This is a genomic window from Kangsaoukella pontilimi (assembly GCF_009830125.1).
GTDB classification, from domain to species: Bacteria; Pseudomonadota; Alphaproteobacteria; order Rhodobacterales; family Rhodobacteraceae; genus Kangsaoukella; species Kangsaoukella pontilimi.
This window is the reverse complement of record NZ_WUPT01000003.1, coordinates 222044-247250: the sequence shown is the minus strand read 5'-3', so window position 1 is coordinate 247250 and position 25207 is coordinate 222044. Positions and strand designations below refer to the sequence as shown.

28 protein-coding genes are annotated in these 25207 nt (G+C 66.6%); 17 read left to right on the top strand and 11 right to left on the bottom strand.

Features of this window, described 5'->3' with window-relative positions; all coding sequences use genetic code 11:
* Window positions 1-201 precede the first annotated feature (201 nt).
* Window positions 202-2970 (top strand): formate dehydrogenase subunit alpha, encoded by a 2769-nt coding sequence (gene fdhF / locus GQ651_RS16785; RefSeq protein WP_160765427.1) that lies wholly within the window; start codon window positions 202-204, stop codon window positions 2968-2970.
* Window positions 2971-2973: 3 nt separating this feature from the next.
* On the opposite strand, the gene GQ651_RS16780 is transcribed toward fdhF, so the two are convergent.
* The 3 genes from GQ651_RS16780 to GQ651_RS16770 are packed head-to-tail and all read right to left on the bottom strand — an operon-like array spanning window position 2974 to window position 4979.
* Complete coding sequence (locus tag GQ651_RS16780) at window positions 2974-3168, bottom strand: hypothetical protein (RefSeq protein ID WP_160765426.1); 195 nt, start codon at window positions 3166-3168, stop codon at window positions 2974-2976.
* A 45-nt stretch (window positions 3169-3213) separates the two neighbouring features.
* Window positions 3214-3774 carry a 16S rRNA (guanine(966)-N(2))-methyltransferase RsmD gene (gene rsmD / locus GQ651_RS16775; RefSeq protein WP_160765425.1) on the bottom strand — a complete coding sequence of 187 codons (561 nt, stop codon included), beginning with the start codon at window positions 3772-3774 and terminating at the stop codon, window positions 3214-3216.
* Entirely contained in the window at window positions 3771-4979 is a 1209-nt protein-coding gene (locus GQ651_RS16770; protein ID WP_160765498.1) for an NAD(P)/FAD-dependent oxidoreductase, read from the bottom strand. Before GQ651_RS16770 ends, rsmD begins: the two co-directional genes overlap by 4 nt.
* Window positions 4980-5056: 77 nt before the next feature.
* Between GQ651_RS16770 and GQ651_RS16765 the strand changes: the two genes are divergently transcribed.
* Window positions 5057-5545: a peroxiredoxin gene (locus GQ651_RS16765; RefSeq protein WP_160765424.1), complete on the top strand. Its 489-nt coding sequence runs from the start codon at window positions 5057-5059 to the stop codon at window positions 5543-5545.
* A 52-nt stretch (window positions 5546-5597) separates the two neighbouring features.
* Here the strand turns inward: GQ651_RS16765 and GQ651_RS16760 are convergent, their stop codons facing one another.
* From GQ651_RS16760 to GQ651_RS16740, 5 genes are read right to left on the bottom strand one after another with little or no spacing between them, the layout of a single operon-like run.
* Window positions 5598-6455 (bottom strand): mechanosensitive ion channel family protein, encoded by an 858-nt coding sequence (locus GQ651_RS16760; RefSeq protein ID WP_160765423.1) that lies wholly within the window; start codon window positions 6453-6455, stop codon window positions 5598-5600.
* On the bottom strand, window positions 6443-6748 hold the full coding sequence (locus GQ651_RS16755) for a 4a-hydroxytetrahydrobiopterin dehydratase (protein ID WP_160765422.1): 306 nt from the start codon (window positions 6746-6748) through the stop codon (window positions 6443-6445). Before GQ651_RS16755 ends, GQ651_RS16760 begins: the two co-directional genes overlap by 13 nt.
* Window positions 6745-7932, bottom strand: coding sequence for a GNAT family N-acetyltransferase (locus GQ651_RS16750; protein ID WP_160765497.1), 1188 nt, complete (start codon window positions 7930-7932; stop codon window positions 6745-6747). The genes GQ651_RS16755 and GQ651_RS16750 overlap by 4 nt, the downstream gene beginning before the upstream one ends.
* Window positions 7933-7981: 49 nt before the next feature.
* Window positions 7982-8737 (bottom strand): glycerophosphodiester phosphodiesterase family protein, encoded by a 756-nt coding sequence (locus GQ651_RS16745; protein ID WP_160765421.1) that lies wholly within the window; start codon window positions 8735-8737, stop codon window positions 7982-7984.
* On the bottom strand, window positions 8737-9204 hold the full coding sequence (locus GQ651_RS16740; protein ID WP_160765420.1) for a RidA family protein: 468 nt from the start codon (window positions 9202-9204) through the stop codon (window positions 8737-8739). Before GQ651_RS16740 ends, GQ651_RS16745 begins: the two co-directional genes overlap by 1 nt.
* Before the next feature lie 172 nt (window positions 9205-9376).
* On the opposite strand from GQ651_RS16740, the gene GQ651_RS16735 reads away from it, so the two are divergent.
* Both GQ651_RS16735 and GQ651_RS16730 read left to right on the top strand, forming a co-directional pair.
* On the top strand, window positions 9377-10135 hold the full coding sequence (locus GQ651_RS16735) for an MlaA family lipoprotein (protein ID WP_160765419.1): 759 nt from the start codon (window positions 9377-9379) through the stop codon (window positions 10133-10135).
* Window positions 10125-10733 (top strand): MlaC/ttg2D family ABC transporter substrate-binding protein, encoded by a 609-nt coding sequence (locus GQ651_RS16730; RefSeq protein ID WP_160765418.1) that lies wholly within the window; start codon window positions 10125-10127, stop codon window positions 10731-10733. Before GQ651_RS16735 ends, GQ651_RS16730 begins: the two co-directional genes overlap by 11 nt.
* On the opposite strand, the gene mnmD is transcribed toward GQ651_RS16730, so the two are convergent.
* Window positions 10730-11401 (bottom strand): tRNA (5-methylaminomethyl-2-thiouridine)(34)-methyltransferase MnmD, encoded by a 672-nt coding sequence (mnmD, locus tag GQ651_RS16725; protein ID WP_160765417.1) that lies wholly within the window; start codon window positions 11399-11401, stop codon window positions 10730-10732. The two genes, GQ651_RS16730 and mnmD, sit on opposite strands and share 4 nt — an antisense overlap.
* A gap of 64 nt (window positions 11402-11465) precedes the next feature.
* Between mnmD and GQ651_RS16720 the strand changes: the two genes are divergently transcribed.
* Window positions 11466-12497 carry an NAD(P)/FAD-dependent oxidoreductase gene (locus GQ651_RS16720; protein WP_160765416.1) on the top strand — a complete coding sequence of 344 codons (1032 nt, stop codon included), beginning with the start codon at window positions 11466-11468 and terminating at the stop codon, window positions 12495-12497.
* On the opposite strand, the gene GQ651_RS16715 is transcribed toward GQ651_RS16720, so the two are convergent.
* A complete protein-coding gene (locus GQ651_RS16715) occupies window positions 12494-13285 on the bottom strand; it encodes an FAS1-like dehydratase domain-containing protein (protein WP_160765415.1) in 792 nt (263 codons plus the stop codon). The genes GQ651_RS16720 and GQ651_RS16715 overlap by 4 nt on opposite strands.
* Window positions 13286-13322: 37 nt before the next feature.
* Window positions 13323-13859, bottom strand: coding sequence for an NADPH-dependent FMN reductase (locus GQ651_RS16710; protein ID WP_160765414.1), 537 nt, complete (start codon window positions 13857-13859; stop codon window positions 13323-13325).
* 221 nt (window positions 13860-14080) lie between these two features.
* On the opposite strand from GQ651_RS16710, the gene smc reads away from it, so the two are divergent.
* From smc to rpmE, 12 genes are all read left to right on the top strand, one after another.
* Window positions 14081-17536, top strand: a complete 3456-nt coding sequence (smc, locus tag GQ651_RS16705; RefSeq protein ID WP_160765413.1) for a chromosome segregation protein SMC — start codon at window positions 14081-14083, stop codon at window positions 17534-17536.
* Between the two features lie 363 nt (window positions 17537-17899).
* Window positions 17900-19396, top strand: coding sequence for a signal recognition particle protein (gene ffh / locus GQ651_RS16700; RefSeq protein ID WP_160765412.1), 1497 nt, complete (start codon window positions 17900-17902; stop codon window positions 19394-19396).
* A complete protein-coding gene (locus tag GQ651_RS16695; RefSeq protein ID WP_319637474.1) occupies window positions 19393-19923 on the top strand; it encodes a GNAT family N-acetyltransferase in 531 nt (176 codons plus the stop codon). Before ffh ends, GQ651_RS16695 begins: the two co-directional genes overlap by 4 nt.
* Complete coding sequence (locus tag GQ651_RS16690; RefSeq protein WP_160765411.1) at window positions 19920-20447, top strand: GNAT family N-acetyltransferase; 528 nt, start codon at window positions 19920-19922, stop codon at window positions 20445-20447. Before GQ651_RS16695 ends, GQ651_RS16690 begins: the two co-directional genes overlap by 4 nt.
* Window positions 20444-21022 carry a GNAT family N-acetyltransferase gene (locus GQ651_RS16685; protein WP_160765410.1) on the top strand — a complete coding sequence of 193 codons (579 nt, stop codon included), beginning with the start codon at window positions 20444-20446 and terminating at the stop codon, window positions 21020-21022. The genes GQ651_RS16690 and GQ651_RS16685 overlap by 4 nt, the downstream gene beginning before the upstream one ends.
* The gene (locus GQ651_RS16680; protein ID WP_160765409.1) at window positions 21019-21315 is read left to right on the top strand and encodes a chorismate mutase; all 297 of its coding nucleotides are present in this window, start codon (window positions 21019-21021) and stop codon (window positions 21313-21315) included. The genes GQ651_RS16685 and GQ651_RS16680 overlap by 4 nt, the downstream gene beginning before the upstream one ends.
* A gap of 18 nt (window positions 21316-21333) precedes the next feature.
* Window positions 21334-21738 (top strand): 30S ribosomal protein S16, encoded by a 405-nt coding sequence (rpsP, locus tag GQ651_RS16675; RefSeq protein WP_160765408.1) that lies wholly within the window; start codon window positions 21334-21336, stop codon window positions 21736-21738.
* Between the two features lie 12 nt (window positions 21739-21750).
* Window positions 21751-22257: a ribosome maturation factor RimM gene (gene rimM, locus GQ651_RS16670; protein WP_160765407.1), complete on the top strand. Its 507-nt coding sequence runs from the start codon at window positions 21751-21753 to the stop codon at window positions 22255-22257.
* Window positions 22254-23057, top strand: a complete 804-nt coding sequence (trmD, locus tag GQ651_RS16665; RefSeq protein ID WP_319637473.1) for a tRNA (guanosine(37)-N1)-methyltransferase TrmD — start codon at window positions 22254-22256, stop codon at window positions 23055-23057. The genes rimM and trmD overlap by 4 nt, the downstream gene beginning before the upstream one ends.
* A gap of 66 nt (window positions 23058-23123) precedes the next feature.
* Window positions 23124-24254: a hypothetical protein gene (locus GQ651_RS16660; RefSeq protein ID WP_160765406.1), complete on the top strand. Its 1131-nt coding sequence runs from the start codon at window positions 23124-23126 to the stop codon at window positions 24252-24254.
* 250 nt (window positions 24255-24504) lie between these two features.
* Window positions 24505-24885, top strand: coding sequence for a 50S ribosomal protein L19 (gene rplS / locus GQ651_RS16655; protein ID WP_160765405.1), 381 nt, complete (start codon window positions 24505-24507; stop codon window positions 24883-24885).
* Between the two features lie 12 nt (window positions 24886-24897).
* Window positions 24898-25119 carry a 50S ribosomal protein L31 gene (gene rpmE, locus GQ651_RS16650; protein WP_160765404.1) on the top strand — a complete coding sequence of 74 codons (222 nt, stop codon included), beginning with the start codon at window positions 24898-24900 and terminating at the stop codon, window positions 25117-25119.
* Window positions 25120-25207: the final 88 nt, after the last annotated feature.

Sequence of the window (25207 nt, the reverse complement as noted above, 5' to 3'; positions counted from 1 at the left end):
AAACCAATCCTCTCTTTGGGTCCGGAAAATCCCCGCCGGAGGCACCGCGACCGGCGAAGCCGGGCGCAAAACCTCGCGTGTGCGCGGGCACCGCGCACGCATTTCGGAAGGACGCCGCAAATCCGCGCCCGGCAGTCGCTATTCAACCCTGTCAACGGGGCGGTTTTCCACTAGTCTCTGACGCGAATGAGGACGCGCGACATGACCGACAAGATCAGCTTCACCCTCGACGGCCAGACCGTCACCGCAGAGCCGGGCGAGACCATCTGGTCCGTCGCCAAGCGCCTTGGCACGACGATCCCGCATCTCTGCCACAAGGACGCGCCCGGCTATCGCCCCGACGGCAACTGCCGCGCCTGCATGGTCGCGATCGAGGGCGAGCGCACGCTTGCCGCCTCCTGCATCCGCACGCCGTCGGACGGTATGGTCGTCACCACCTCCGAGCCGCGCGAAACGGCCGCACGGAAAATGGTGATCGAGATGCTCATGGCCGACCAGCCCGCACGCGACGACGCGCATGACCGGTCGAGCCACTTCTTCGACATGGCCGACAGGGCCGGCGTCACCGACAGCCGCCTGCCGCCCCTCGAAGAGCCGCGCATCCCGCTTCTCGATGACAGCCACGTGGCGATGAGCGTCAATCTCGACGCCTGCATCCAGTGCAATCTATGCGTCCGGGCCTGCCGCGAGGTTCAGGTCAACGACGTGATCGGCATGGCAGGGCGCGGCCATGACAGCTTCCCGGTCTTCGACATGGACGACCCGATGGGCGCCTCCACCTGTGTCGCCTGTGGTGAATGCGTACAGGCCTGCCCGACAGGTGCGCTCATGCCCGCCACCGTCACCGAAGGCGCCGGGCCGGGCGACAGCGCCGATTTCGACGAAGAGGTCAAATCCGTCTGCCCCTTCTGCGGCGTCGGCTGTCAGGTCTCGCTCAAGGTCAAGGATGGCCGCGTCAAATACGTCGACGGCATCGATGGCCCCGCCAACGAAGGTCGGCTCTGCGTCAAGGGCCGCTTCGGCTTCGACTACATCCACCACCCGCACCGCCTGACCAAGCCGCTGATCCGGCGCGCGGACGCGCCGCCCAAGGGTCTCAACGTCGATCCGGGCGACTGGTCCACCCATTTCCGCGAGGCAAGCTGGGACGAGGCGCTGGACTTCGCCGCGAGCGGTCTCAAGGGACGCGGGCGCGAGGTGGCGGGTTTCGGCTCGGCCAAATGCACCAATGAAGAGGCCTATCTCTTCCAGAAGTTCATCCGGCAGGGCTTCGGCCATAACAACGTCGACCACTGCACGCGCCTCTGTCACGCCTCCTCCGTCGCCGCTCTCATGGAGAACGTGGGCTCGGGCGCGGTCACGGCCACCTTCAACCAGATCGAGAACGCCGACGTCGCCATCGTGATCGGCGCCAACCCGACGGAAAACCACCCCGTCGCCGCCACCTATTTCAAGCAATTCGCCAAGCGCGGCGGCAAGCTGATCGTCATGGACCCGCGCGGACAGGCGCTGAAGCGTCACGCGACCCACATGCTACAGTTCCGTCCCGGCGCGGATGTCTCGATGCTGAACGCGATCATGCATGTGATCGTCGAAGAAGGGCTCTACGACGAGCAGTACATCCAGGCGATGACCGAGAACTGGGAGGCCGAGAAAGCCCATCTCGCCAACTTCCCGCCCGAGAAGATGGCCGGGATCTGCGGCATCGACGCCGAGACGCTCCGCGCCGTGGCCCGCGATTTCGCCACCGCGAAAGCGGGCATGATCTTCTGGGGCATGGGCGTCAGTCAGCATATCCACGGCACCGACAACTCGCGCTGCCTGATCAGCCTGGCACTGATGACGGGCCATGTGGGCCGTCCGGGCACCGGCCTTCACCCGCTTCGTGGTCAGAACAACGTGCAGGGCGCGTCGGACGCGGGCCTCATCCCGATGTTCCTGCCCGACTACCAGTCGGTGACCGATGACGGCGTCCGCTCGGCTTTTTCCGAGATCTGGGGCTCGGGCGACTGGTCGTCCGAAAAGGGCCTCACCGTCACCGAGATCATGGACGCGGTCCACGAGGACAAGATCAAGGCGATGTATATCCTGGGCGAGAACCCGGCCATGTCCGACCCCGACGTCGAACACGCCCGCGACGCGCTGGCCAAGCTTGACCATCTCGTGGTGCAGGACATCTTCCTGACCGAGACGGCGAACTACGCCGACGTGATCCTGCCCGCCACCGCCTTCTACGAGAAGACCGGCACCGTCACCAACACCAACCGGCAGGTTCAGATGGGCCGTCCCGCCGTAGCGCCCCCGGGCGAGGCGCGCGAGGACTGGGCGATCACCACCGAACTGGCGAAACGCTGCGGCCTGCCCTGGGACTACACCCACCCGCGCGAGGTTTTCGCCGAGATGAAGTCCGGCATGGCGTCACTGAACAACATCACGTGGGAGCGTCTCGAAGGAGAAGGCGCGGTCACCTACCCGTCGCTTTCACCCGAGGACCCCGGTCAGGCCATCGTCTTCGGGGATCGCTTCCCCCGCGCCGAAGGCCGCGCGCGCTTCACCCCGGCAAGCGTCATCCCGCCCGACGAGACGCCGGATGCCGACTACCCCATGATCCTGACCACGGGTCGGCAGTTGGAGCACTGGCACACCGGTTCGATGACGCGCCGGTCCAAGGTGCTCGACGCGGTCGAACCCGAGGCGAACTGCTCGCTCCACCCTTCCACGCTCAGGAAACTGGATGTCGAGCCGGGCGGCCATGTGCGGCTGACCACGCGGCGCGGCTCGATCCGGATCATGGCGCGGGCCGACCGCGCGGTGGCGCCCGACATGGTCTTCGTCCCCTTCGCCTATGTCGAGGCAGCGGCAAACGTCCTCACGAACCCGGCCATCGACCCCTACGGCAAGATCCCCGAGTTCAAATTTGCCGCCGTACGCGTGGAAAAGGCCGAAGACGAGACGATCGCCGCCGAGTAAAAGTCAGAGCATCGGGGCGGGATCATCCTCGCCCTCGGCCCGCAGCCAGCGGATCAGGTGGACGGGCACGCCCGCGCGATGCGAGACGATATCGCCCATGAGCGGCCAGTCGGCGGCCCGACGACGGGACGGCTGCGGCGCGGGCACGGCGTCATCGCGGGGAGCGCTTCCGAACAGGCTTAGAACTGCGGCGGTCATGACGCATATCCTAGCGCAACTGCGGCCCCGGTCGAAGCCCGCCTGTCATCCGGCGTATTCGAGAAAGGTCAGGACCGTCTCGCCATAGCGGCGCTCGTCCAGCCGCACGAACCCATCGGGCGCGTCCTGCGGGGCGTTTTCTTCCCAGACGATCACCACACCGGGCGCGATCCATCCGCCCGCCAGTGCTGACGCGAGGGCCCGCGCGCCCATCCCCTTGCCATAGGGCGGATCGAGGAAGATCAGCGTGGCCGGACGCTCCGCCAAGGGCAGGCGCGTGGCATCGACCCTCAGCAGGCGCGTCTCGCCCTCGGCCCGGGCCTTGGCCACGTTCTCTGCGATCAGCCGCGCGCCCACCCTCCCGTTCTCGACGAAAGTGACAAAGCGCGCGCCCCGGCTCAGCGCCTCCAGCCCGAGCGCGCCGGTGCCCGCGAACAGATCCAGCACCTCTGCATCCGTCACCGCATCGCCAAGCGCGCCGTTGATCAGCAGGTTAAACAGGCTCTCCCTGACCCGGTCCGAGGTCGGCCTCAGATGCGCCCCCGGATCGCCCTTGCCTACGGCAGCAAGGCCAAGCCCCCGGAAACGCCCGCCCACGATCCTCACGGGCGCAAAAGCCCCTTCAGGTCGGTTGCGGGATCGGCCAGCGCCTCGGGCGCGGGGGAACGGCCCGCTTCGATCAGGCGCTTGCCCACCATGTAGTCGCGGGCCGCGTTCATAGCGTCGACCGCCAACAGCGTGTCGCCCGCGTAGTACCAATGGCTGACCGCGCCATCAGCCTTGCGGACCACCACCCGGTCGTATCCCGTGTTCAGCCCGGCGATCTGCAGTTTCACGTCATACTGGTCCGACCAGAACCACGGCTTTGGCTGATAGGCCGCATCGGCGCCCAGCATGTTCGCCGCCACCGCCTCGGCCTGGTCGATGGCGTTCTGGACGGATTCGAGGCGCAGCATCTCATCCCGCCACGGGAACACGGCGCAATCGCCCGCAGCCCAGACACCCGGCGCCGATGTGCGGCCCATCTCGTCCACCTTGATCCCGTTCTCGCAGACGATCCCCGCCGCCTCGGCCAGCCGCGTGTCGGGCCGAATACCGGTGCCGACGATGACGAAATCCACCTCTATCACTGTCCCGTCGCCGAGAACGGCACCGGTCACGCGACCGTCATGGCCAGTCAGCCGCTCCAGCCCGCAACCCTCGCGCAGGTCGACACCATGGCCCCGGTGAAGCGCGCGAAAGTAATCCGACGTCTCGGGCGCGGCGACACGGCCCAGAATGCGGTCGGCCATCTCGACCAGCGTGACGCGCAACCCCAGCTTCGAGGCGACCGCGGCGGCCTCCAGCCCAATATACCCGCCACCGACCACCAGAACCCGAGCGTTCCGCTCGAATAATGGCGACATTCGGTCGATATCGGCCAGCGTCCGGACGGTGAACACCCCGTCCAGATCGCCACCGATGGACTGCGGCAGCCGGTTCGGCACCGATCCGGTGGTCAGCGCTAGCTGGTCATATGCGATTTCTTCGCCACCCACCGTCATCCGCCGCGCCTCGGTGTCGAGCGCGGTGACGGGCCGGCCCAGCATCAGGTCGATCCCCTGATCCGCGTAGTAGCTTTCGGGCCGCAGATAGAGCCGCGCTTCGTCCATCTCGCCAAGCAGGTAGCCCTTGGACAATGGCGGGCGCTGATAAGGAGGCTGTGTTTCGGCGCCGATCAGCGTGACGGGGCCATCCGCGCCCAGCGCACGCAGCTTCGCCACCAGCGACGCGCCCGCCTGCCCTGCTCCCACGACGACAATTCCCGACATGTGCTTCCCTCTGGCCCTTTCCATCTGTCGCGTTATATCCGCGAGAAGTCTCATGGCAATGAAGAGGACACCCGGACATGACCATCGGCGTAGGCGACAAGGTTCCCAATGCAACGCTCATCCGGTCTGGCGAAAACGGATACGAGCAGATCGAATTATCAGACCTCATGGCGGGCAAACGCATCGTGATCTTCGGCCTGCCCGGCGCCTATACCGCGACCTGCACCCAGGCGCATATGCCGAGTTTCGTTCGGACCTATGACGCCTTCCGCGAAAAGGGCATCGATGCGATCTACTGCATTACCGTGAACGACGCCCAGGTCGCCGCCCATTGGGCCGACGCCACCGGCGCGACGGAAGTGGGGATCGAAGTTCTGGCAGACGCAACCTCGGAATGGACCAAGGCGGCGGGCCTCGAATTCAGCGCGCCGCCCGTGGGCTTCTTCGACCGCTGCCAGCGGTGCGCGATGGTGGTCAATGACGGCACCATCGAAGTCTTCCAGATGGAAACCGAGCGCGGCGTCTGCAACATGACCGCGGGCGAGACGCTGCTGGAAATGATTTGAGGGGCGGCTGCCCCTCAAACTCCCTGCGAGTATTTCCGAACAGAAGAAGCGATTACGCGTCGCTGTGCTGAAGAACGGTGCGGGTCGGGAAGGGAATCTCGACACCGCCTGCGTCGAGAGCTTCTTTCACCCGACGCTTCATATCGGCCTGGTACTGGAAGAACTCCGAGGCCGGCACCCAGACTCGCACCAGGAAATCGACCGAGAAATCGCCGAGGTTGTTGACCTGAATGAAGGGCTCGGGATCGGAGAGCGAGCGCGGGTCCGACATGATGGTATCGCGGATGATGCGCTCGGCATCGGCAAGGTTCGAGCCGTAGCTGACGCCGAAGGTCCATTCGGCGCGGCGGCGGTCATAGGCCGAATAGTTGACGATCGTGTTTCCCCAAACGTTCGAGTTCGGGATGATCACCTGCACGTTGGCGACGGTTGCAAGCTCGGTCGTGAAGATGGAGATGTCCTTTACAGTTCCCATCTGGCCGCCGATGTCGACGAAGTCGCCCACCTTGATCGGCCGGAATATCACCAGCATGATCCCCGCGGCGACACCGCTTAGAACGCCTTGAAGAGCGAGGCCGATCGCAAGACCGGCCGCACCCAGCAGGGCGACCAGCGACGTCGTCTGAAAGCCGAAATGCTGCAGGACGAAAATGACGGTAAGCGCCAGAATACCGTAGCGCGCGACATTGCCCAGAAAGCTGCCGGTCGTGATATCGAAATGCCGCGACTTGTCGGCCAGTCGGGTGATCCGGCGCTTGACCCAGCCCGCGATGAAAAAGCCGATGATCAGGATCACGACCGTCAGGACGATGTCCCCGAACAGCGCGATCAGGAATTCGAGCGACATCAGATCCCCGACGGTCCTGCCGCCGACGAGTTCGATTGCGAAGAATTGTTCTAGGTATTCCATCCCGAAAGCACGTCCAGTTCGTTTGCCAGTTCAACGTCGAGCGCGGACAAACCACCGGCGTCATGGGTCGTCAAGGTGATCTCGACCCTGTTGTAGACGTTCGACCACTCGGGATGGTGGTTCATTTTCTCGGCCACGATGGCCGCGCGGGACATGAAGCCCCAGGCCTCGACGAAGTCCTTGAACTTGAATTTCTTGGTAATCGCATCGCGCCCCTCAACCTCGGACCATTTGCGCGCGCCAAGATCGGCCAGGGCGGCAGAGCGCTCGGAAGCCTCTAGTTTCAATGTCATTCCTGTTCCTCTTCTGTCGTTTTCCGGAAGGGGCCGTAGGTGGTCAGAACCTCGATATCCTGATCCACCGCCGCGCGTTCAGCGCGGAGGTATTCGGCCACCGCATTCGCGAAATTCGGATCGGCCAGCCAGTGGAGCGAATGGATTTCCACGGGCAGATAGCCGCGCGCCAGCTTGTGCTCACCCTGGGCACCGGCCTCGACCCGGCCCATGCCATGCGCGATGGCGAAATCCATCGCCTGATAGTAGCAGAGCTCGAAATGCAGGCAGTCGTGATGCTCGACCGCGCCCCAGTAGCGGCCATAGAGCGTCTCGCGACCGATGAAGTTGAGTGCACCGGCCACGGGGCGACCCTCCCGGATGGCGAGGACCAGCAGGATATCGTCCCGTAGTGTCTCGTGGGCGCAGTCGAAGAAGGCGCGGGTCAGGTAGGGCGTGCCCCATTTCCGCGCGCCGGTGTCCTGATAGAAGGTCCAGAACGCATCCCAATGCTCGGGCCGGATATCGTCGCCGGTCAGCTGCACGATCTCGCCGCCGAAGCCTTGGGCCGTGCGCCGCTCCTTGCGGATGGTCTTGCGCTTGCGGGACGAGAGGTCCGCAAGGAAAGCGTCAAAATCGGCATAGCCGCGATTGGACCAGTGGTATTGCTGGGTGACGCGATGGAGAAGCCCGATCTCGGCCCCGCGCTCGGCTTCTTCCTCGGTGCAGAAGGTGGCGTGAAAGGAACTCAGCCCGTTCTGCTCGGCGATCCTGAGCGCGCCCTGCACCAGCGCGCTCATGCCGTCGCTCTCGTGACCCGGCTTCGTCAGGAACCGGCGACCCGTCGCGGGGGTGAAGGGCACCGCCTGCTGCAGTTTGGGGTAATACCGTCCCCCCGCCCGCTCCCAGGCATGAGCCCAGTTGTGGTCGAAGATGTATTCGCCCTGAGAATGCCCCTTGGCATAAAGCGGCGCGACACCGATTACCTCGCCGCCGAGACGCGCGACCAGATAGCGCGGCTGCCAGCCCGAACCGGTCCCGACCGAGCGGCTGTCCTCCAGCGCCTTCAGGAACCGCCACGTGGTGAACGGATCAAAGGGCCGGCCGCCATCGGCCGTCTCGGGACAGGCGCAGGCATCCCACTCCTCGCGGGGGATCTCAGTCAGCGACCCGTGGGCGCTGATCTCGTATTCTGCCTCGGTCATGCTCGGTTCCGGCCTCATGCAGTGATAACTGGGCCTGAACGCGCGGGCTTCAAGCGGGCATGTAGCCCTCGAAGGTCACGTTGTCCGCGATCCGGCGTGCTTCGGCCTCTTCGTCTGGGCTTCGGATGGTCCAGCAGAGCACCGGCACACCCCGCGCCTTCAGCGCGGTCACCGGCGCGCTGTCCAGATCGCGGCGGTTGTGGCTGATGAAACTCGAGCCCACCGCGTCGAAATCGGGAATGTCGCGCAGCCGCTCCAGCCGGTCCTTCGCCACGGGCCAGTCGTCGGCGCGGAACGGGTCGGTGGTCAGCCCGCGCGGCACGTTGGGCAGAAGCTCGGCCATCCGCGCCACCGAGTGCGGGTTGAAGGACATGAGCGCCACGTCGCCCCCATAGCCGTCGAGCGCCCGCGCCACCGCCTCTTCCAGCGGGCCGATATCGGGACCGAGCGCACCGTCCTGGTCCTTTATCTCGATCAGGAGCGGCACGCGCCCATCGGTTGCCGCCAGAACCTGCGTCAACGTCGGAATGCCCTCGTCCCCGCCTTTCAGCGCGATACCGGACAGTTCAACAGCGGTCTTGGCAGCCACAGGACCGCTTGCGCCCGTGAGCCGCCCAAGGTCGTAGTCGTGAAAGACCATCGCCACCCCATCGGCGGACAACTGTAGGTCGATCTCGATCCCGAACCCCTTCTCCGCCGCGGCGCGGACCGCCGCCACCGAGTTCTCGGGTCGGCCCTCGGACAGGTTCCAGAACGCGCGATGGGCCACGGGTCGCGTGAGCAGGCTTTCAGGCAGCTTTGGCATCAGATGATCTCGAAAATGCCTTCGATCTCGACCGCGACGCCCAGGGGCAGCGACGCCGCGCTGACCGCCGAACGGGTGTGCCGCCCCGCGTCACCCAGAAGATCGACCAGAAGGTCCGAACAGCCGTTGATGACCTTTGGCTGGTCGGTGAAATCGGGCGTGGAGTTGACGAAGCCGGTCAGCTTGACCACCCGCTTCAGCCGCGAGAGGTCGCCGCCCGTGGCCGCGTTCACCTGCGCCAGAAGCGACAGCGCACAGCGGCGTGCGGCGGCGGCGCCGTCCTCGACGCTCATCCCGTCGCCCAGCTTGCCCGTGATGAGACCGCCATCGGCATCGGTCGAGATCTGTCCCGAGACGAAGATCAGCGCGCCGGTCTGCACCCATGGCACGTAATTGGCCTGCGGGGCGGGTGCGTCGGGAAGCGTCAGCCCGTGGGCTTCGAGGCGGCTGGAGATCTCTGGTGTCATGTATCGGGTCTTTCCGTTTTTCGGGCGTTTCGCGCCGCTCAGATGTGAATAAGCAGGCAATCGCAAAGGCGCAACAAATTGAGCGTGTTTTCGCGGCCCGCACCTGTTCAATCCGGGCAAAATCGTTATGTAGACGAGAACGTTTACTTGTCCGCGATACCTTTCTTTTGTGATGACTGCATTCTTTTCCTCTCTTCGCTTGCCGGGCCTGGCCGTCGCCGGCCTGATCCTTGCCGGCTGCTCGGTTCCCGACACGCCGACCGACATTCATGACCCATACGAGCCGGTGAACCGCTTGGTCCACGGCTTCAACAAGGGGGTCGACACCGTCGCAATCCGCCCGGCCAGCCAGGTCTACGGCCACATCGTGCCTCAGCCGGTCCGCACCGGTCTGGACAATGTGGCCTCGAACCTCGGGATGCCGGCTGCCGTTGCGAACAAATCCCTTCAGGGCGAGCCTGAGGACGCGGTCCACAACCTGTTCCGCTTCCTCGTGAACTCGACCCTTGGCGTGTTCGGCATCTTTGACGCCGCCGCTTCCTTCGGGCTGGAGGAACGCAGCGCCGATTTCGGCCAGACCCTCGGCGTCTGGGGCACACCCGAAGGCGCGTATCTGGAGCTGCCGCTTCTCGGTCCGTCGACGGAACGCGCCGCGGTCGGTCAGGTGGTGGATATCGCGCTGAACCCGCTCAGCCTGTTCTCGGACGATGTCCGCGAGGCTGAGGTCGCGGGCACCGGCACATCGCTTCTGAACTATCGCTATACCTTCTCGACCACGGTGGACGGCATTCTCTATGAAAGTGCCGACAGTTACGCGCAACTTCGCCTGTTCTACCTCGACAGCAGCCGCTTTGCCGAAGGCGGAGAAACCGCCGACGCCATCGACACCGAACTTTACGACGATCTCTATGGAGACCTGTATGACCAGTAACCTCAGTCGCCGTGCCGTCCTGATGGGGGGCTTTGCCTCGGCTCTTCTCTTCGCCCTGCCGATCCGGCCCGCTGCCGCGCTGACCACGGCGCAGGCCCGGTCGCTCATCGACGGTGCCGTGCGCGACATCAACGCGGTGATCAACTCGGGCAAGTCCGAAGCGGCGATGTATCGCGACTTCGAGACGATCTTCAAACGCTACGCCGATGTGCCGACCATTTCCCGCAGCGCGCTTGGCCCGCCCGCGCGGGAGGCGTCGTCGAGCCAGCTCAACCGCTTTTCCGATGCCTTCACCGGCTACCTTGCACGCAAGTACGGCAAGCGCTTCCGCGAGTTCATCGGCGGCGAGGTCACGGTGACAGACGCTCGGCAGGTTAAGAGCTTTCAGGAGGTTCAGGCCGTCGCCAACCTGCGCGGCCAGGCGCCGTTCCGCGTCAGCTTCATGGTTTCCGACCGTTCGGGCAGCGATAAGTTCTTCGATCTTCTGGTCGAGGGCATCAGCCTGTTGAAGTCCGAACGCGCCGAAGTGGGCGCGATGCTGGACGCCTCGGGCGGCAATATCGACCGGCTGATCCAGCGGCTGGAGACCGCCGGTTAACCTTTCCGCGCGACGGTCATGTGGCGTTTCCGGCCGAAACCGGGAACGCGCTCCACGTCGAATCCGGCGTCTGCCAGCCCCCGCCTGACCGCGCCGGCTGCCGAGTAGGTCGCTGCGGTCCCGCCCAGCGCGGTATGCGCGCCCACCTCGGCCAGAAGCGACGGCTCCCATAACTCGGGGTTCCGCTCGGGCGCGAACCCGTCGAGGAACCACGCATCCGCCACGCCGTCCCAGCCGGGCAGCATCTCGCGCGCATCGCCCACCACCATCCGGAAATCGAGCCAGGGCAGGCGCATCCGCGTGGCCCCCGCCGCCAGCGCCGCCAGAACTGGCGCCGTCTCGCTCGCGACCTCAGGGAACGCCGACAGCGCCCGCTCCATATCCTCCACGCGCATCGGGAATGCCTCGAACGTGGTAAAGTGCAGCACGCCGTCCACCCCGGACCCGCGCCACGCCGCCATCAGTGCGCAGAGGTTCAGACCGGTGCCAAATCCCAGCTCCGCCACCCGGAAACCGGGCCCGAACCGCTCCGGCAGACCGTTCCCCGCAAGGAACACGTGCCGCGTCTCGGCCAGGCCGTCATGGATCGAGAAATAGGGGTCATCGAAGGCCTCCGCGATCGGCAGATCGCCGCGCCACGACAACTCCGGGGACTGGCCTGCCGTCATCTGCTATCCTAATAAGCAACCCGAGGATCGCGCAGCAACCTGACGGCGGAAGGAAGCCTTTGCAATGGCCGACCTGACCATTCGCGGCGCCGGGATATTCGGCCTGACCATCGCGTGGGAGGCGCTGAGGCGCGGCGCGACGGTCCGCGTGATCGACCCGAACGGGCCGGGCGCGGGCGCGTCGGGCGGTCTGGTGGGTGCGCTTCAGCCTCATACGCCGGATGTCTGGAACGCCAAGAAACAGTTCCAGTTCGAGGCACTTCTCCGCGCCCGCACCCTTTGGCCCGAGATCGAGGCGGCGTCGGGCATTTCGACCGGTTACGCCCGGGCGGGCCGCCTGCAACCGCTGCCGGGCGAACGCGAAGTCGTCATGGCCCGCGCCCGCGCCGCAGGTGCGGCGGAGTTCTGGGGCGAGGCGGCGGAGTGGCGCGTGATCCCGTCGGATGAGGCCGGAGCGTGGCGCCCGCCGTCCGAGAGCGGGCTCTACATCCACGACACGCTGTCGGCGCTCATCCATCCGCGCCAGGCGGTCACCAGCCTGACGGCGGCACTGGCCGCCCGCGGCGTGACGGTCGAGACAGAAGGCGAGGACGCAGGCGCAGTCGTCTGGGCCAAAGGCTGGACCGGGCTGGCCGATCTGGGACAGGCGCTCGGAAAAAAGGTCGGCTCGGGCGTGAAAGGGCAGGCTGCGCTTCTGGCCCATGACGCCGCCGGCGCGCCGCAGATCTTCGCCTCATCCCTACACATCGTTCCGCATCGCGACGGCACCGTCGCCATCGGCTCGACCTCCGAGCGCGACTTCGACGCTCCCACGGCCACCGACGCGCTTCTCGATGACATCGTCGAGCGCGCGACCGAGATTATGCCGATCCTGCACGGTGCCCGCGTGATCGAGCGTTGGGCCGGCGTCCGCCCCCGCGCGCAAAGCCGCGCGCCGCTTCTGGGGGCGTGGCCGGGACGGCCGGGGCATTTCGTGGCCAACGGCGGGTTCAAGATCGGCTTCGGCGTCGCGCCCCGTGTCGCCGAGGTCATGTGCGACCTCGTGCTCGATGGCCGCAACGCGATCCCGGCGGAGTTCGGCTTCGACGCGCTTTAGCCCGCCTCGGCCGTCAGGCACAGGCGGCGCTTCGGCCCCTCGACCCAGTACCGGTTCCCCGCCCGGCAGAGCCACGCCACGTCACCCAGATATAAGGGCGAGACCGCGCGAAACGCGAACCGGTCCAGCCGCCCCTGCCGTTCCTCGGCCCAAAGCGCCAGATGCATCGCCATCAGCGGCGCATGGACGACAAGGCCGGGATAGCCCAGCTCGCGCGCGTAATCGGCATCATAGTGGATGCGGTGCCCGTTGAAGGTCAGCGCCGAGAACCGGAACAATCCCACCGCCGTCAGCTTCAGCGCCCGGCGCTCGTCGACCTCTTCGGTCACGGTCACCGGGTCGCCCGGACCGGCGGCCCCGCGATAGACCAGCGTCTGATCCTCGCTCAGCACGGCCTGCCCGCGCTGCCGGATGTCGTGGCGGATCGTGACGAAGGCCAGGGCGCCGCTTTGCCCCTCCTTCCGGGTGATGCTGGTGACACGGGACACGCGCTCGGCCTGTATGCTGGCCCGGAACGGCGCGTGCCAGCGGACCTGACCGCCCGCATACATGCGAACCGGCAGCCCCAGATCGGGAACCGGACCGCCCTGCCCCGGCGCGGGCGTCCCATCCCGGCCAAGCGCCGCCTCGGGCAGCGCGGCCCAGAAAAACGCATGGTGGGCGAAGGGCGGCAGGGCCGAGCCGACGGTCAAATCCCGCTCTGCGCCATCCACCGCCGCCATCAGGGCGGCGGCGCGGGCAATGTCGATCCGGTCTTCGGTCGTCTCGGTCGTGGCGTTCTCAGACATCGCTAGGGTCACTCCTCTGGCCGACCCGATACAGCGATCACGCGCTGCGCGCCACCTCGTCCCGGAGCGCCTCCACCAGCGTCACCACCTGCGCCTCGTAGCGCTCGGAAATCAGCCGCCCGTCCTCATCGAACTGGTTCCGGGCGTCGGCCAGAAGGATCTCGCGGGTCAAAAGGCGCGGGTTGAACGGCGTCATCGCAAGACGCAGAGCATAGCTCGCCCGCGCGCCCCCCGAACGGCCCGCCGCCGCAGCCGTGATCGCCACCGGCTTGTCCGCCCAGGGCTTGGTCGGCGTGCGGCTGATCCAGTCGAGCGCGTTCTTCAGTACACCCGACAGGGACTGGTTGTATTCGGGGGTCGAGATCACGACCGCATCCGCCTCCGCGATCCGTTGGGCCAGCGCCTGCACCTCTGCGGGTACGCCGTCCCGATCCTGCAAATCGGCATCGAACAGCGGAAAACGGATATCGGCCAGTTCGAAATCGCCACCCCAGTGGCGCGCGATCTCGCGGACCAGTCCGGTATTCGTCGATCCCTCGCGCAGCGAGCCCGATAGTCCCAGAAGCAAACCCATTCCCTGCCTCAATCTTGCTGAACGTCCCTCCGCGCATGTAGCCCCTCGCCCGCAGCGTGCAAGCCCGGTCACCATGCGCTCTCCGGATAACCGGCGGATTCATGCGATATCTTGTGGACAAGTCACCCCTCCACACCGTCCCTAGCGTTTCGGCGTTGACTCCCGCGCAACCCCGCCGGACACTTCCTCACCCGGAATCAGACCAGACCGACAAGAGACACGTGCGCTTCACCCGCCTCAGACTGAACGGCTTCAAAAGCTTCGTCGACCCGACCGACCTTGTCATCGCGGACGGGCTGACGGGCGTTGTGGGCCCCAATGGCTGCGGCAAGTCGAACCTTCTGGAGGCGCTCCGCTGGGTCATGGGCGAAAACCGCCCCACCGCCATGCGGGGCGGCGGCATGGAGGACGTGATCTTCGCCGGCGCCGCAACGCGGCCCGCCCGGAACTTTGCCGAGGTGTCGCTCGGCATCGACAACACCGACCGTCTGGCACCATCCGGCTTCAACGACAGCGACATGCTGGACATCGTCCGCCGGATCACGCGGGACGCGGGCTCGGCCTACAAGGTCAACTCCAAGGACGTGCGCGCCCGCGACGTGCAGATGCTCTTTGCCGATGCATCGACCGGCGCGCATTCGCCCGCGCTTGTCCGGCAGGGCCAGATCAGCGAGCTGATCAACGCCAAACCCAAGAACCGCCGCCGCGTGCTGGAAGAGGCGGCCGGGATATCGGGCCTTTACCAGCGCCGCCACGAAGCGGAACTGAAGCTCAAGGGCGCCGAACAGAATCTCGCCCGCGTGGACGACGTGATCGAGCAACTGGCGAACCAGTTGGCCAGCCTCGCCCGTCAGGCGCGGCAGGCGGCGCGCTATCGCGAGATCGGGGAACAGTTGCGCACCGCCGAGGGGCTGCTTCTCTATCTCCGCTGGCGCGAGGCCGAAACCGCCCGCACCACTGCCGAGGCCGATCTGGCCGAACGCGCCCGCGCCGCCTCCGAGGCCGAACGCCTCGCCCGCGCCGCCACCGGCGCCCGCGCCAAGGCCGAAGAGGCGCTGCCACCCTTGCGCGAGGAAGAGGCGATTGCCACCGCCGTCCTGAACCGCGTGCAGGTCCGCATCGCCCAGATCGAAGACGAGGAAAAGCGCGCGCTGGCCGCCATCGAAACGCTCGAAGCGCGACTGACCCAGCTCGACCGTGACGCCGAGCGCGAGGCCGCGCTCAACGGCGACGCCCGCGACACCATCGCGCGTCTGGACACGGAGAGCGCCGAACTGACGGCTGCGGGGGATGGTCACGAGGATGATCTGAAGGCCGCACAAGACGAGGCGCACGCCGCCGCCAAGGTGCTGCAGGAGCGGGAGAACGACCTCTCGACCCTGACCGAGGACGTGGCCCGCCTCGCCGCGCGCCATCAGTCTGCCGAACGCCTTCTGGCAGATGCCAAAACGACGCTTGAGCGGAACGAGTCCGCCGAGGCCCGCGCCCGCGAGGAGGCCGCCGAGGCGGCCAAGGATCTCGACCGTGCGGGTGAGGCCTTCGCGCTGGCCCAGACCGCGCTCACCGCCGCGACCGAGGCGGCGCAAGGTACCGAGGACGCGCTTGTCGCCGCCGATACCGCCCGCGAAGAGGCTCAGTCCCGCGAAGCCGAGGCCCGCGCCGAGTTCTCGTCGGCCGATGGCGAGGTCAAGGCGCTGAAGGCCGAAGTTGCCGCGCTCGCCCGCCTCGTCGACCGCGACCACGCCGAAGGCGGTCAGGTCATGGACCTCCTCAGCGTGAAGTCCGGCTACGAGAAAGCGCTCGGCGCGGCGCTGGCCGACGATCTCCGCGCGCCCGCCATCGACGACGATGCCGAAACCGGCTGGGCCTCGCTCCCCGGCTATCCAAAGCCGCAGACCCTGCCCGCGGGCGTGGCCGCGATCTCGAACTATGTCTCGGTGCCGCCGGTGCTGGCCCGCCGCCTCTCCCAGGTCGGCCTCGTCGACCGCAACGACGGCGCGCGGCTTCAGGCCGACCTGCTGCCGGGACAACGGCTCGTCTCGGTCGAGGGCGATCTCTGGCGGTGGGACGGTTTCCGCTCGGGCGCGGGCGATGCCCCATCCGCCGCCGCGCTTCGCCTGCAGCAACTGAACCGGCTCGAAGCGCTCAAGCAGGATCTCGAAGCCGCCACAGCCCGCGCCGACGGCGCGACCCGCGCCCATGACCACCTGAAACACGCGCTGGAAGCGGCCTCCGCCGACGTGGCCCGCGCCCGCACCGCCCGGCGCGAGGCCGACCACGCGCTGACCGAAGCCTCCCGCGCGCTCAGCCGGGCCGAGGCCGACCGCAACATCGCCTCCGGCAAGAAAGAGGCGGCGGAACTTGCCGTGACCCGCCACGGGGACGAGGCCACCGCCGCCCGCGCCGCTCTGACCGAGGCCGAGCGCGGTCTCGAAGGCCTCGACGATCTCGACGCACTCCGCGCCACGGCCGACGACCTGAAGATGACGGTCGAAGCCGCGCGAATGACGATGATGGCCCGACGGTCCGCCGCCGATGAGCTGAAGCGCGAAGGCGAGGCCCGCGCCCGCCGCCTTTCAGACATCGGCAAGGAGCGCGCGACCTGGGAGAAGCGGCTCGACAGCGCCGGCACGCGGATCGCGGAACTGACCGAGCGCCGCTCATCGACCGAGGCCGACCTGGCCGAGGCGCGGCTGGTGCCGGACCAGATCGCCAAAGACCGCGCCACCTCTGCCGACGCCCTGACCGAGGCAGAGACGCGCCGGGCCAGGGCCGCCGACGCGCTGGCGCTGGCCGAGACCGCCGAGCGCGACGCCAAGACCGCCGAGCGCGAGGCCGAACGCGCCGCTTCCGAGGCCCGCGAACGCCGCGCCGCCGCAGAGGCCCGGACCGAGGCCGCCCGCGAGACGGTCGAGGCCGCTGCCGAACGTATCCGGGAAGACATGGACACGACACCCGAGGCGCTTCTCGAAGGTATCGGCGCCGACCCCGCCACGCTGCCCGCCGCCGACCGGACCGAGGCAGAGGTGCTGCGCCTCCGCCGCGCGCGTGACGCACTGGGCGCCGTGAACCTCCGCGCCGAGGAGGACGCGAAAGAGGTCGAGGAAGAGCACAACACACTCGTCACCGAGAAGGCCGATCTGGAAGAAGCGATCCGCGCGCTGCGGTCGGGCATTGCCAGCCTGAACAAGGAAGGCCGCGAACGGCTGCTGACGGCTTTCGAACAGGTGAACTCGAATTTCGGGATGCTCTTCAAACACCTCTTCGGTGGCGGTGAGGCCAAGCTGGTGCTGGTCGAAAGCGACGACCCGCTGGAAGCGGGACTTGAGATCATGTGCCAGCCGCCGGGCAAGAAACTGGCCACTCTTTCGCTCCTCTCGGGCGGCGAGCAGACCCTGACGGCGCTGGCGCTGATCTTCGGTGTGTTCCTTGCAAACCCCGCGCCGATCTGCGTCCTCGACGAGGTCGACGCGCCTCTCGACGACGCCAACGTGACCCGCTTCTGCGACATGCTGGACGAGATGTGCCGCAGGACCGACACCCGCTTCCTGATCATTACGCACCACGCGGTGACCATGGCCCGGATGGACCGCCTCTTCGGCGTGACCATGAGCGAACAGGGCGTGAGCCAGCTCGTCTCGGTCGATCTCAAAAAAGCCGAGGCGCTCGTCGCCTGATCCGGTTTCGAACCGCTGCGCGGTCCGACCGACCGGAGGAGTTTCACCCCTCCGGACCTCCCCGAGAGTATTTCTGAAAAGAAGAAGGCACAATTTGAGTCAAATTGTCTTCGCCTGTTCGGAAATATCCTGGGGTCCGGGGCAGAGCCCCGGCGGGCCGGGCCGGGCGCAGCGTTTGCTTGACAGAGCAGCGCCCGTCGCTTAATCCCGCCCCACTTCCGGGAGATGAACGTCAGCCTCCCGGTCCCTGCGTTCAGGGATCGCCCCCCATCAGCGCGTCGCGCCCATGGGGGCGTTTGGCGTTTAGCGGTCCGGTGCTTATCTCCGGGCCAGGGACCAATGGGCGCGAAGGAGCCGTGAGAGATGTTCGAGAACCTGTCAGACCGCCTCTCAGGCGTCTTCGACCGTCTGACCAAGCAGGGCGCGCTTTCCGAGGACGACGTCAGGACGGCCCTCCGCGAGGTGCGGGTCGCGCTTCTGGAAGCCGACGTCTCGCTGCCCGTGGCGCGCGATTTCGTCAAGGCCGTGGGCGAAAAAGCCACCGGCCAGGCCGTCACCAAGTCGGTCACACCGGGCCAGCAGGTGGTCAAGATCGTCCATGACGAGCTGGTCCATGTGCTGAAGGGCGACGCGGACCCCGGCGCGCTCAAGATCGACAACCCGCCCGCACCGATCCTGATGGTCGGCCTGCAGGGCTCGGGCAAGACCACCACCACCGCGAAGCTTGCCAAGCGCCTGAAAGAGCGCGAGGGCAAGCGCGTGCTGATGGCCTCGCTCGACACCAACCGTCCGGCGGCGATGGAGCAGCTTGCCATCCTCGGCCAGCAGATCGGCGTCGATACGCTTCCCATCGTCAAGGGCGAGGACCCGGTCCAGATCGCCAGGCGCGCCAAGACCCAGGCGGGTCTGGGCGGTTACGACGTCTACATGCTCGACACGGCGGGCCGCCTCCATATCGACCAGGAGCTGATCGCCCAGGCCGCCGCCGTCCGTGACGTGGCCAACCCGCGCGAGACGCTTTTGGTGGTCGACGGTCTGACCGGCCAGGACGCCGTCAACGTCGCGACCGAATTCGACGACAAGATCGGCGTGACCGGCGTGGTCCTGACCCGGATGGATGGCGACGGGCGGGGCGGGGCGGCGCTGTCGATGCGCGCGATCACGGGCAAGCCCATCCGTTTCGTCGGCCTCGGCGAGAAGATGGACGCCATCGAGACCTTCGAGCCCGAGCGTATCGCGGGCCGTATCCTTGGCATGGGCGACATCGTAGCGCTGGTCGAGAAGGCGCAGGAAACGCTGGAGATCGAGCAGGCCGAGCGCATGATGAAGCGCTTCCAGAAGGGCCAGTTCAACATGAACGACCTGAGGGGCCAGCTCGAACAGATGCTCAAGATGGGCGGCATGGAAGGCATCATGGGAATGATGCCGGGCATGGGCAAGATGAAGGCCCAGATGGATCAGGCCGGGTTCGACGACAAGATTCTCCGCCAGCAGATCGCTCTGATCCAATCCATGACCAAGAAGGAGCGCGCCAATCCGGCCCTTCTGCAGGCCAGCCGCAAGAAGCGCATCGCGGCGGGTGCGGGCATGGAAGTCAGCGACCTCAACAAGCTTCTCAAGATGCACCGTCAGATGGCGGACATGATGAAGAAGATGGGGAAGATGGGTAAAAAAGGCATGATGCGCCAGTTGGGCGGCATGTTCGGCGGCAAGGGCGGGATGCCCGGCGGCGGCATGCCCAGCCAGGCCGAAATCGAAGCGGCGCAGGCGCAGATGGCCAAGATGCCCGGCGGCTTCCCCGGCATGGGCGGCGGCACGCAGCTTCCCCCCGGCCTGAGCGGCTTCGGAAAGAAGAAGTGACCTTCCAAGTGCCCGATATCCCGGTCCTCGAGACCGAGCGCCTGACGCTCCGTGGCCACGAAATCGGTGATTTCGAGGCCTATGCCGCGTTCTGGGCCTCGGACAGGACTGTCGCGATGGGCGGGCCCTGCGATGCGCGCGCGGCGTGGGGCCATTTCTGCAAGGACGTTGCAGGCTGGACTCTTCTGGGCCACGGCGCCTTCGCGATGGTAGAGCGTGAGACTGGTGCGCTGGTCGGCCAGATCAGCGTCGGCAAGCCGCCCCATTTCCCCGAGCTTGAACTGGGCTGGCTGGTCATGGAACCGGCCGAAGGACAGGGCTTCGCCACCGAAGGCGCGGCGGCGGTCCGGGACTGGGCGTTCGACGATTTCGGCGCGCCGACGCTGGTCAGCTATATTGCGCGGGACAACGCTCCGTCGATCCGCGTGGCCGAGCGCCTCGGCGCCCGCCCGGACGATAGCGCACCCGCCGCGCCCTTTGCCAATCACGTGGTCTACCGCCACCCTGCCCCGGAGCGGCTGCAATGACCGTCGCCTTCCGCATCCCGGAAATCGAAACCGAGCGTCTCCGGTTGCGCCTGCCAAAGGCGTCGGACCTTGACGCTCATATCGCGTTCCGCGCCTCCGAGCGCTCAAAAGGCGTGGGCGGCCCCTATGACGCACCGTCCAGCTTTCACCATCTGGAAGGCATCATCGGCCAGTGGCAGTTGCGCGGTTATGGCCGCTGGATGGTGGCCGACAAGGACACTGACGCGCCCCTTGGCGTCGTCGGTATCTACCACCCCATGGACTGGCCCGAGGCGGAAATCGGCTGGTCTCTTTACGAGGCAGGTGAAGGACGCGGGATCGCCGCCGAGGCGGCGCGCGCCACGCGCGACTATGCCTATCGCACCCTTGGCTGGGACCGGATCGTCAGCCTGATCATGCCGGACAATGACCGCTCGATCCGACTGGCCGAACGTCTTGGCTGCACCAACGAGAAGCCCTTCGTTCACCCGGTCTTCGGCACGCTCGACATCTGGGTTCACCCGGCCCCGGAGGCGCTGCAATGAGCCGCCGTTGCCTGACGCCCCCCGCCGGCGCCGCCGCGGACGCCGCCACCCGAAACGCCGCAACGCTGCCGGCCTTCGAGACCGAGCGCCTCGTCCTGCGGGCGCCCCGGCTTTCGGATTTTCCGGTCTGGAACGACCTTCTCGCCCAGGACGAGAAAGGGCATCTTGGCGGCCCTTTCACCGAGGAAGAGGCGTGGGAGAGCTTCTGCGTCTATACCGCCGGCTGGCTTCTGCACGGTCACGGGCTCTGGACGGTGGTCCTGCGCGATACCGGCGGCGTGGCCGGCTTTGTCCATGTGGGTCTTGAGTGGGACGATGCCGAGCCCGAGCTTGGCTGGCTCTTTCTGCCCGAGTACCGCGGACAGGGCTTCGCCACCGAAGCCGCGACCGCCGCCCGCGACCACGGTCTTGCTCTTCTCGGGGACGGCGCGCTTGTCAGCTACGTCGCGCCCGACAACGTGGCCTCCGACCGGCTGGCGTCGCGTCTGGGCGCCCGCCGCGATGACGCAGCCGCAGCCGCGCTCCTCAATCAATATGGCCAGATCAGCGTCTGGCGGCATGGAGATACCGCATGACTGACGCCTCTACACGCGCAGCCGAAATCCTCGCAAACCATCGCGACAGCATCGACCGGCTGGACGCGATCCTCGTCTATACGCTCGCCGAGCGGTTCAAGCACACCCAGGCGGTTGGCCGGCTCAAGGCCGAGCACGACCTGCCGCCATCGGACAAGGCCCGCGAGGCCAAACAGATCGAACGCCTCGAATGGCTTTCGCAAGAAGCCGATCTCGATCCCGAGTTCGCAAAGAAATTCCTGAATTTCATCATTCAGGAAGTCATCCAACATCACAAGCAACAGCAGAAATAAACCAGAAGGATCAATACCATGGCTATGAAAATCCGTCTTGCCCGCGGTGGCTCGAAAAAGCGCCCGCACTACTCGATCGTCGCCGCCGACAGCCGTATGCCGCGCGATGGCCGCTTCATCGAGAAGCTGGGCACCTACAACCCGCTTCTGCCGAAGGACAGCGAAGACCGCGTCAAGATGAACATGGAGCGCGTCGAGTACTGGCTGGGTCAGGGCGCACAGCCGACCGACCGGATCGCCCGCATGCTGGAAGCCGCCGGCGTCCGCGAAAAGACCGAGCGCAACAACCCGAACAAGGCGAAGCCGGGCAAGAAGGCCGAAGAGCGCGCTGAAGAGAAAGCCGCCAAGGCCGCTGCCGCGTCGGAAGCCCCGGCCGAGGAAGCTCCTGCCGAGGAAGCCGCCGCCGAAGAGACCGCGGAATAAGCCGGGCATCTCATGGCTGACCGGGTCTGCGTCGGCGCAATCGCGGGGTCCTTCGGGGTCAAGGGCGAGGTGCGGCTGAAAAGCTTCTGCGCCGAGCCCGAAGACATCGCGACCTACGGGCCGCTCTCGTCCGAGGACGGGGCGGCATCGTGGGAGGTGCGCCTGACGCGTCCCGTCAAGGCGGGGTTTGCCGCGCGCCTGACGGGCGTGGCCACGAAAGAGGCCGCCGATGCCCTGCGCGGCACGCGGCTCTATGCCCCGCGCGACCGTCTGCCTGCCCTGCCGGATGACGAGTTCTACCACGCCGACCTGATCGGTCTGACCGTGGTGGATACCGGCGGGGCCGAATTGGGCCGCGTCAAGGCGGTGCTCAATCACGGCGCGGGCGATCTTCTGGAAGTGGCGGGCAAGGGGCTGAAGCAACCCGTCCTCCTGCCCTTCACCAAGGCTGCCGTGCCCACGGTCGACCTGACCGCGGGCCGGATCGTCGCCGACCCGCCCGAGGGGTTGTTCGAGTGACCGGCCCCGGCAAATCCCACGGCCGCCTGACCATCGGCGCGTCGATCCAGCCGCGCGACCTGATGGCCGACCGCCCGGCACTGAAAGGCGCGTGGACCGCCAAGGTCATCACGCTCTTCCCCGAGGCGTTCCCCGGCACGCTCGGCCTGTCGCTGACGGGCAAGGCGCTGGATCAGGGGCTCTGGCGGCTCGATCCCATCGACCTTCGCCTCTTTGGCGAGGGCAAGCACCGCAACGTCGATGACACGCCGGCGGGCGGCGGCGCCGGCATGGTGCTCCGCGCCGATATTCTGTCTCGCGCCATCCGCATGGCGATGCAGGGCAGGCCGGACGACCGGGCGCGCTGGCCGCTCGTCTATCTCAGCCCGCGCGGCAAGCCGTTCACGCAGACCACCGCACGCAAATGGGCCGCGGCGGATGGCGTCACGCTGATCTGCGGGCGCTTCGAGGGGGTCGACCAGCGCGTGCTCGACCACCACCGGATCGAAGAAGTCTCTCTCGGGGATTTCGTCCTGACGGGGGGCGAGATCGCGGCGCAGGCGATGCTGGACGCGTCGGTGCGGCTGCGTCCCGGCATTCTCGGTAATGCCGCCTCGACCGAAGAGGAAAGTTTCTCCAACGGTCTTCTGGAACACCCGCAATACACCCGCCCCGCCACGTGGCAGGGCCTGACCATTCCCGAGGTGCTGACGTCCGGGGATCACGGCAAGGTCGCCGCCTGGCGCCAGGACGAAGCCGAGCGTCTGACCCGCGAGCGACGGCCTGACCTTTGGGAAGCCTACGAAAAACTTCGTAAATAGCGCCGAAGCCAAATTTCTGCCCGGTTTCGCTGTCATCCTTGGGGCTGACAAGGGGATTCAGGACCGGTGCGTGTTCTCGTCGATTACATCTTCGCGGCCTGCTCTTTCGCCGCCCTGATCGTCGCGTTCGGCCTTCTGGCCGAGGGCGCGCTCAGCCCTGTCATGGTCGGACCGCTTGTCGCCGCCTTTGTCCTTCTGGCGCTCGCACTTCGGAAGCTGCGCTTCTGGTGGCAGGTCCGGCATGGCCGGCTGGGCCTGATGGTGCCGGGGTCGCGGCGACGCCTCAAGCGCGCCCGCCGCATGACGATGGAACGCGAACCGGCGCTGTCTGCGGACGGGACCGAACATCTTGCCGCCGACCACCCCCGCCGCCTCGTTGCCGAGGCAATCGACAAACTCCGCCGAAGCTGGACGAAGGATGCTCCCGACAGAGCACTGTCGGATGACGAAGTCCGCTCAATCTACGCGCTCTACATGTACGCCGACCCTTCTGGCGACGACCGGCAGAAGCCGCGTGCGAAATACCTTCGCGATATCGAGGACCGCACACGTTTCACCGGGCTGAGAGAAAAGGTAGATGCCTGGTACGCCGCCCGCGCCGCCGAGCGCGCCGCCTACGAGGCGTGGCTCAAAGAGATCGGCGGCGGCTCGATGAACCACCTGCTGGCCAATGGCTGGGGGCCTTTCCTGAAGGGGCAGCCCGATGCCGATGCCGAGCTCTGGCACGCAATCGCCGCCAATCCAGACGGGATCGAACGGGGCGGACGGCTCAAGGCCGCCTTCTGGATTCTCGCCCAGCCCCAGTGCGACAAGGCCACCGCGTCCGACTTCATCCGGGGTTTCGTCTATCACAAACGGCTCGACCACGCGGTAGCCGAACGCGACGGCGATACGGTTGCCGCCTTCGTCCGTGTCGTGCGGCGCTACAACTCCGACTTCTATGCGCTTCATTCGATCGCATCCGGCCGGTTCCTCCGGTCCATAGAAGGCTATGGCGACCGCGAGGTAATCCGCGATATCGAGCGGATCGAGAAGCGCCGCAACCTGCCGAAGCTGCCCCGTCCCAAAGGCCTTCTGGCCCGGACAGGACCCGCCCCCGACCAGGGCGCGCGGCGCTATACCTCGGCCTTTGCCTTCAGCCCCGACAAGGGCCTGCACCTCCGCCCTCCCCGGCTGGACTATTCCTACGCGGACTAGGGGCCAAACCCCTTGATCCATGGGACGACTGCCCTTATACGGCGCGGGTTCACGCCTGAATCAGGCCAGTGGACCCGTCATCTATTTCGCGGCCCTCGCCTTTGGACCAACGCGGACAGGATACGGCTGAACAAGGAACGACGACCTGAACCTCCGTCGGGCGCACATGCGGACCCGATCCAAGGCACGGAGCTCTGAGGCGGCACCAGACCTCTCCGGATCAACCGGGGGCAAGATAGGAGTGGATCAGATGGACCTGATCGCTGAATTGGAAGCCGAGCAGGTAGCCCAGCTCGGGAAGGACATTCCGGATTTCAAAGCGGGTGACACCATCCGCGTCGGCTACAAGGTGACGGAAGGCACGCGCACCCGCGTGCAGAACTACGAAGGCGTTTGCATCAGCCGCAAGAACGGCGCGGGCATTGCCGGATCGTTCACCGTCCGCAAGATTTCGTTCGGTGAAGGCGTCGAGCGTGTGTTCCCGCTGCACTCGACCAATATCGACTCGATCACCGTCGTGCGCCGTGGCCGCGTCCGCCGCGCCAAGCTGTACTATCTCCGTTCGCGTCGCGGCAAATCGGCCCGTATCGCGGAAGACACCGGCTACAAGCCGCTGAACGCAGACGCGTAAGGAGCAGAGACGATGAAAAAAGACATTCATCCCGATTACCACATCATCGACGTCAAGATGACCAATGGCGACGTCGTCCAGATGAAGTCGACCTGGGGCGCCGAGGGCGACCAGCTTTCGCTCGACATCGACCCCACCGTCCACCCCGCATGGACCGGCGGCTCGTCGCGCCTGATGGACACCGGCGGCCGCGTGTCGAAGTTCAAGAAAAAGTACGAGGGCCTGGGCTTCTGAGCCACTTGCCAGCCGACTCGGAAACGCCGCCCCACCGGGCGGCGTTTTTCGTTTGGGGCTCCCAGGGCACATGTGCCCCTGGCCCGCT

Coding starts and splice junctions, on each gene's coding strand:
- fdhF (WP_160765427.1), top strand. CDS start 202: ATGACCGACAAGATCAGCTTCACCCTCGACGGCCAGACCGTCACCGCA.
- GQ651_RS16780 (WP_160765426.1), bottom strand. CDS start 3,168: ATGACCGCCGCAGTTCTAAGCCTGTTCGGAAGCGCTCCCCGCGATGAC.
- GQ651_RS16770 (WP_160765498.1), bottom strand. CDS start 4,979: ATGTCGGGAATTGTCGTCGTGGGAGCAGGGCAGGCGGGCGCGTCGCTG.
- GQ651_RS16765 (WP_160765424.1), top strand. CDS start 5,057: ATGACCATCGGCGTAGGCGACAAGGTTCCCAATGCAACGCTCATCCGG.
- GQ651_RS16760 (WP_160765423.1), bottom strand. CDS start 6,455: ATGGAATACCTAGAACAATTCTTCGCAATCGAACTCGTCGGCGGCAGG.
- GQ651_RS16755 (WP_160765422.1), bottom strand. CDS start 6,748: ATGACATTGAAACTAGAGGCTTCCGAGCGCTCTGCCGCCCTGGCCGAT.
- GQ651_RS16750 (WP_160765497.1), bottom strand. CDS start 7,932: ATGACCGAGGCAGAATACGAGATCAGCGCCCACGGGTCGCTGACTGAG.
- GQ651_RS16745 (WP_160765421.1), bottom strand. CDS start 8,737: ATGCCAAAGCTGCCTGAAAGCCTGCTCACGCGACCCGTGGCCCATCGC.
- GQ651_RS16740 (WP_160765420.1), bottom strand. CDS start 9,204: ATGACACCAGAGATCTCCAGCCGCCTCGAAGCCCACGGGCTGACGCTT.
- GQ651_RS16735 (WP_160765419.1), top strand. CDS start 9,377: ATGACTGCATTCTTTTCCTCTCTTCGCTTGCCGGGCCTGGCCGTCGCC.
- GQ651_RS16730 (WP_160765418.1), top strand. CDS start 10,125: ATGACCAGTAACCTCAGTCGCCGTGCCGTCCTGATGGGGGGCTTTGCC.
- mnmD (WP_160765417.1), bottom strand. CDS start 11,401: ATGACGGCAGGCCAGTCCCCGGAGTTGTCGTGGCGCGGCGATCTGCCG.
- GQ651_RS16720 (WP_160765416.1), top strand. CDS start 11,466: ATGGCCGACCTGACCATTCGCGGCGCCGGGATATTCGGCCTGACCATC.
- GQ651_RS16715 (WP_160765415.1), bottom strand. CDS start 13,285: ATGTCTGAGAACGCCACGACCGAGACGACCGAAGACCGGATCGACATT.
- GQ651_RS16710 (WP_160765414.1), bottom strand. CDS start 13,859: ATGGGTTTGCTTCTGGGACTATCGGGCTCGCTGCGCGAGGGATCGACG.
- ffh (WP_160765412.1), top strand. CDS start 17,900: ATGTTCGAGAACCTGTCAGACCGCCTCTCAGGCGTCTTCGACCGTCTG.
- GQ651_RS16690 (WP_160765411.1), top strand. CDS start 19,920: ATGACCGTCGCCTTCCGCATCCCGGAAATCGAAACCGAGCGTCTCCGG.
- GQ651_RS16685 (WP_160765410.1), top strand. CDS start 20,444: ATGAGCCGCCGTTGCCTGACGCCCCCCGCCGGCGCCGCCGCGGACGCC.
- GQ651_RS16680 (WP_160765409.1), top strand. CDS start 21,019: ATGACTGACGCCTCTACACGCGCAGCCGAAATCCTCGCAAACCATCGC.
- rpsP (WP_160765408.1), top strand. CDS start 21,334: ATGGCTATGAAAATCCGTCTTGCCCGCGGTGGCTCGAAAAAGCGCCCG.
- rimM (WP_160765407.1), top strand. CDS start 21,751: ATGGCTGACCGGGTCTGCGTCGGCGCAATCGCGGGGTCCTTCGGGGTC.
- rplS (WP_160765405.1), top strand. CDS start 24,505: ATGGACCTGATCGCTGAATTGGAAGCCGAGCAGGTAGCCCAGCTCGGG.
- rpmE (WP_160765404.1), top strand. CDS start 24,898: ATGAAAAAAGACATTCATCCCGATTACCACATCATCGACGTCAAGATG.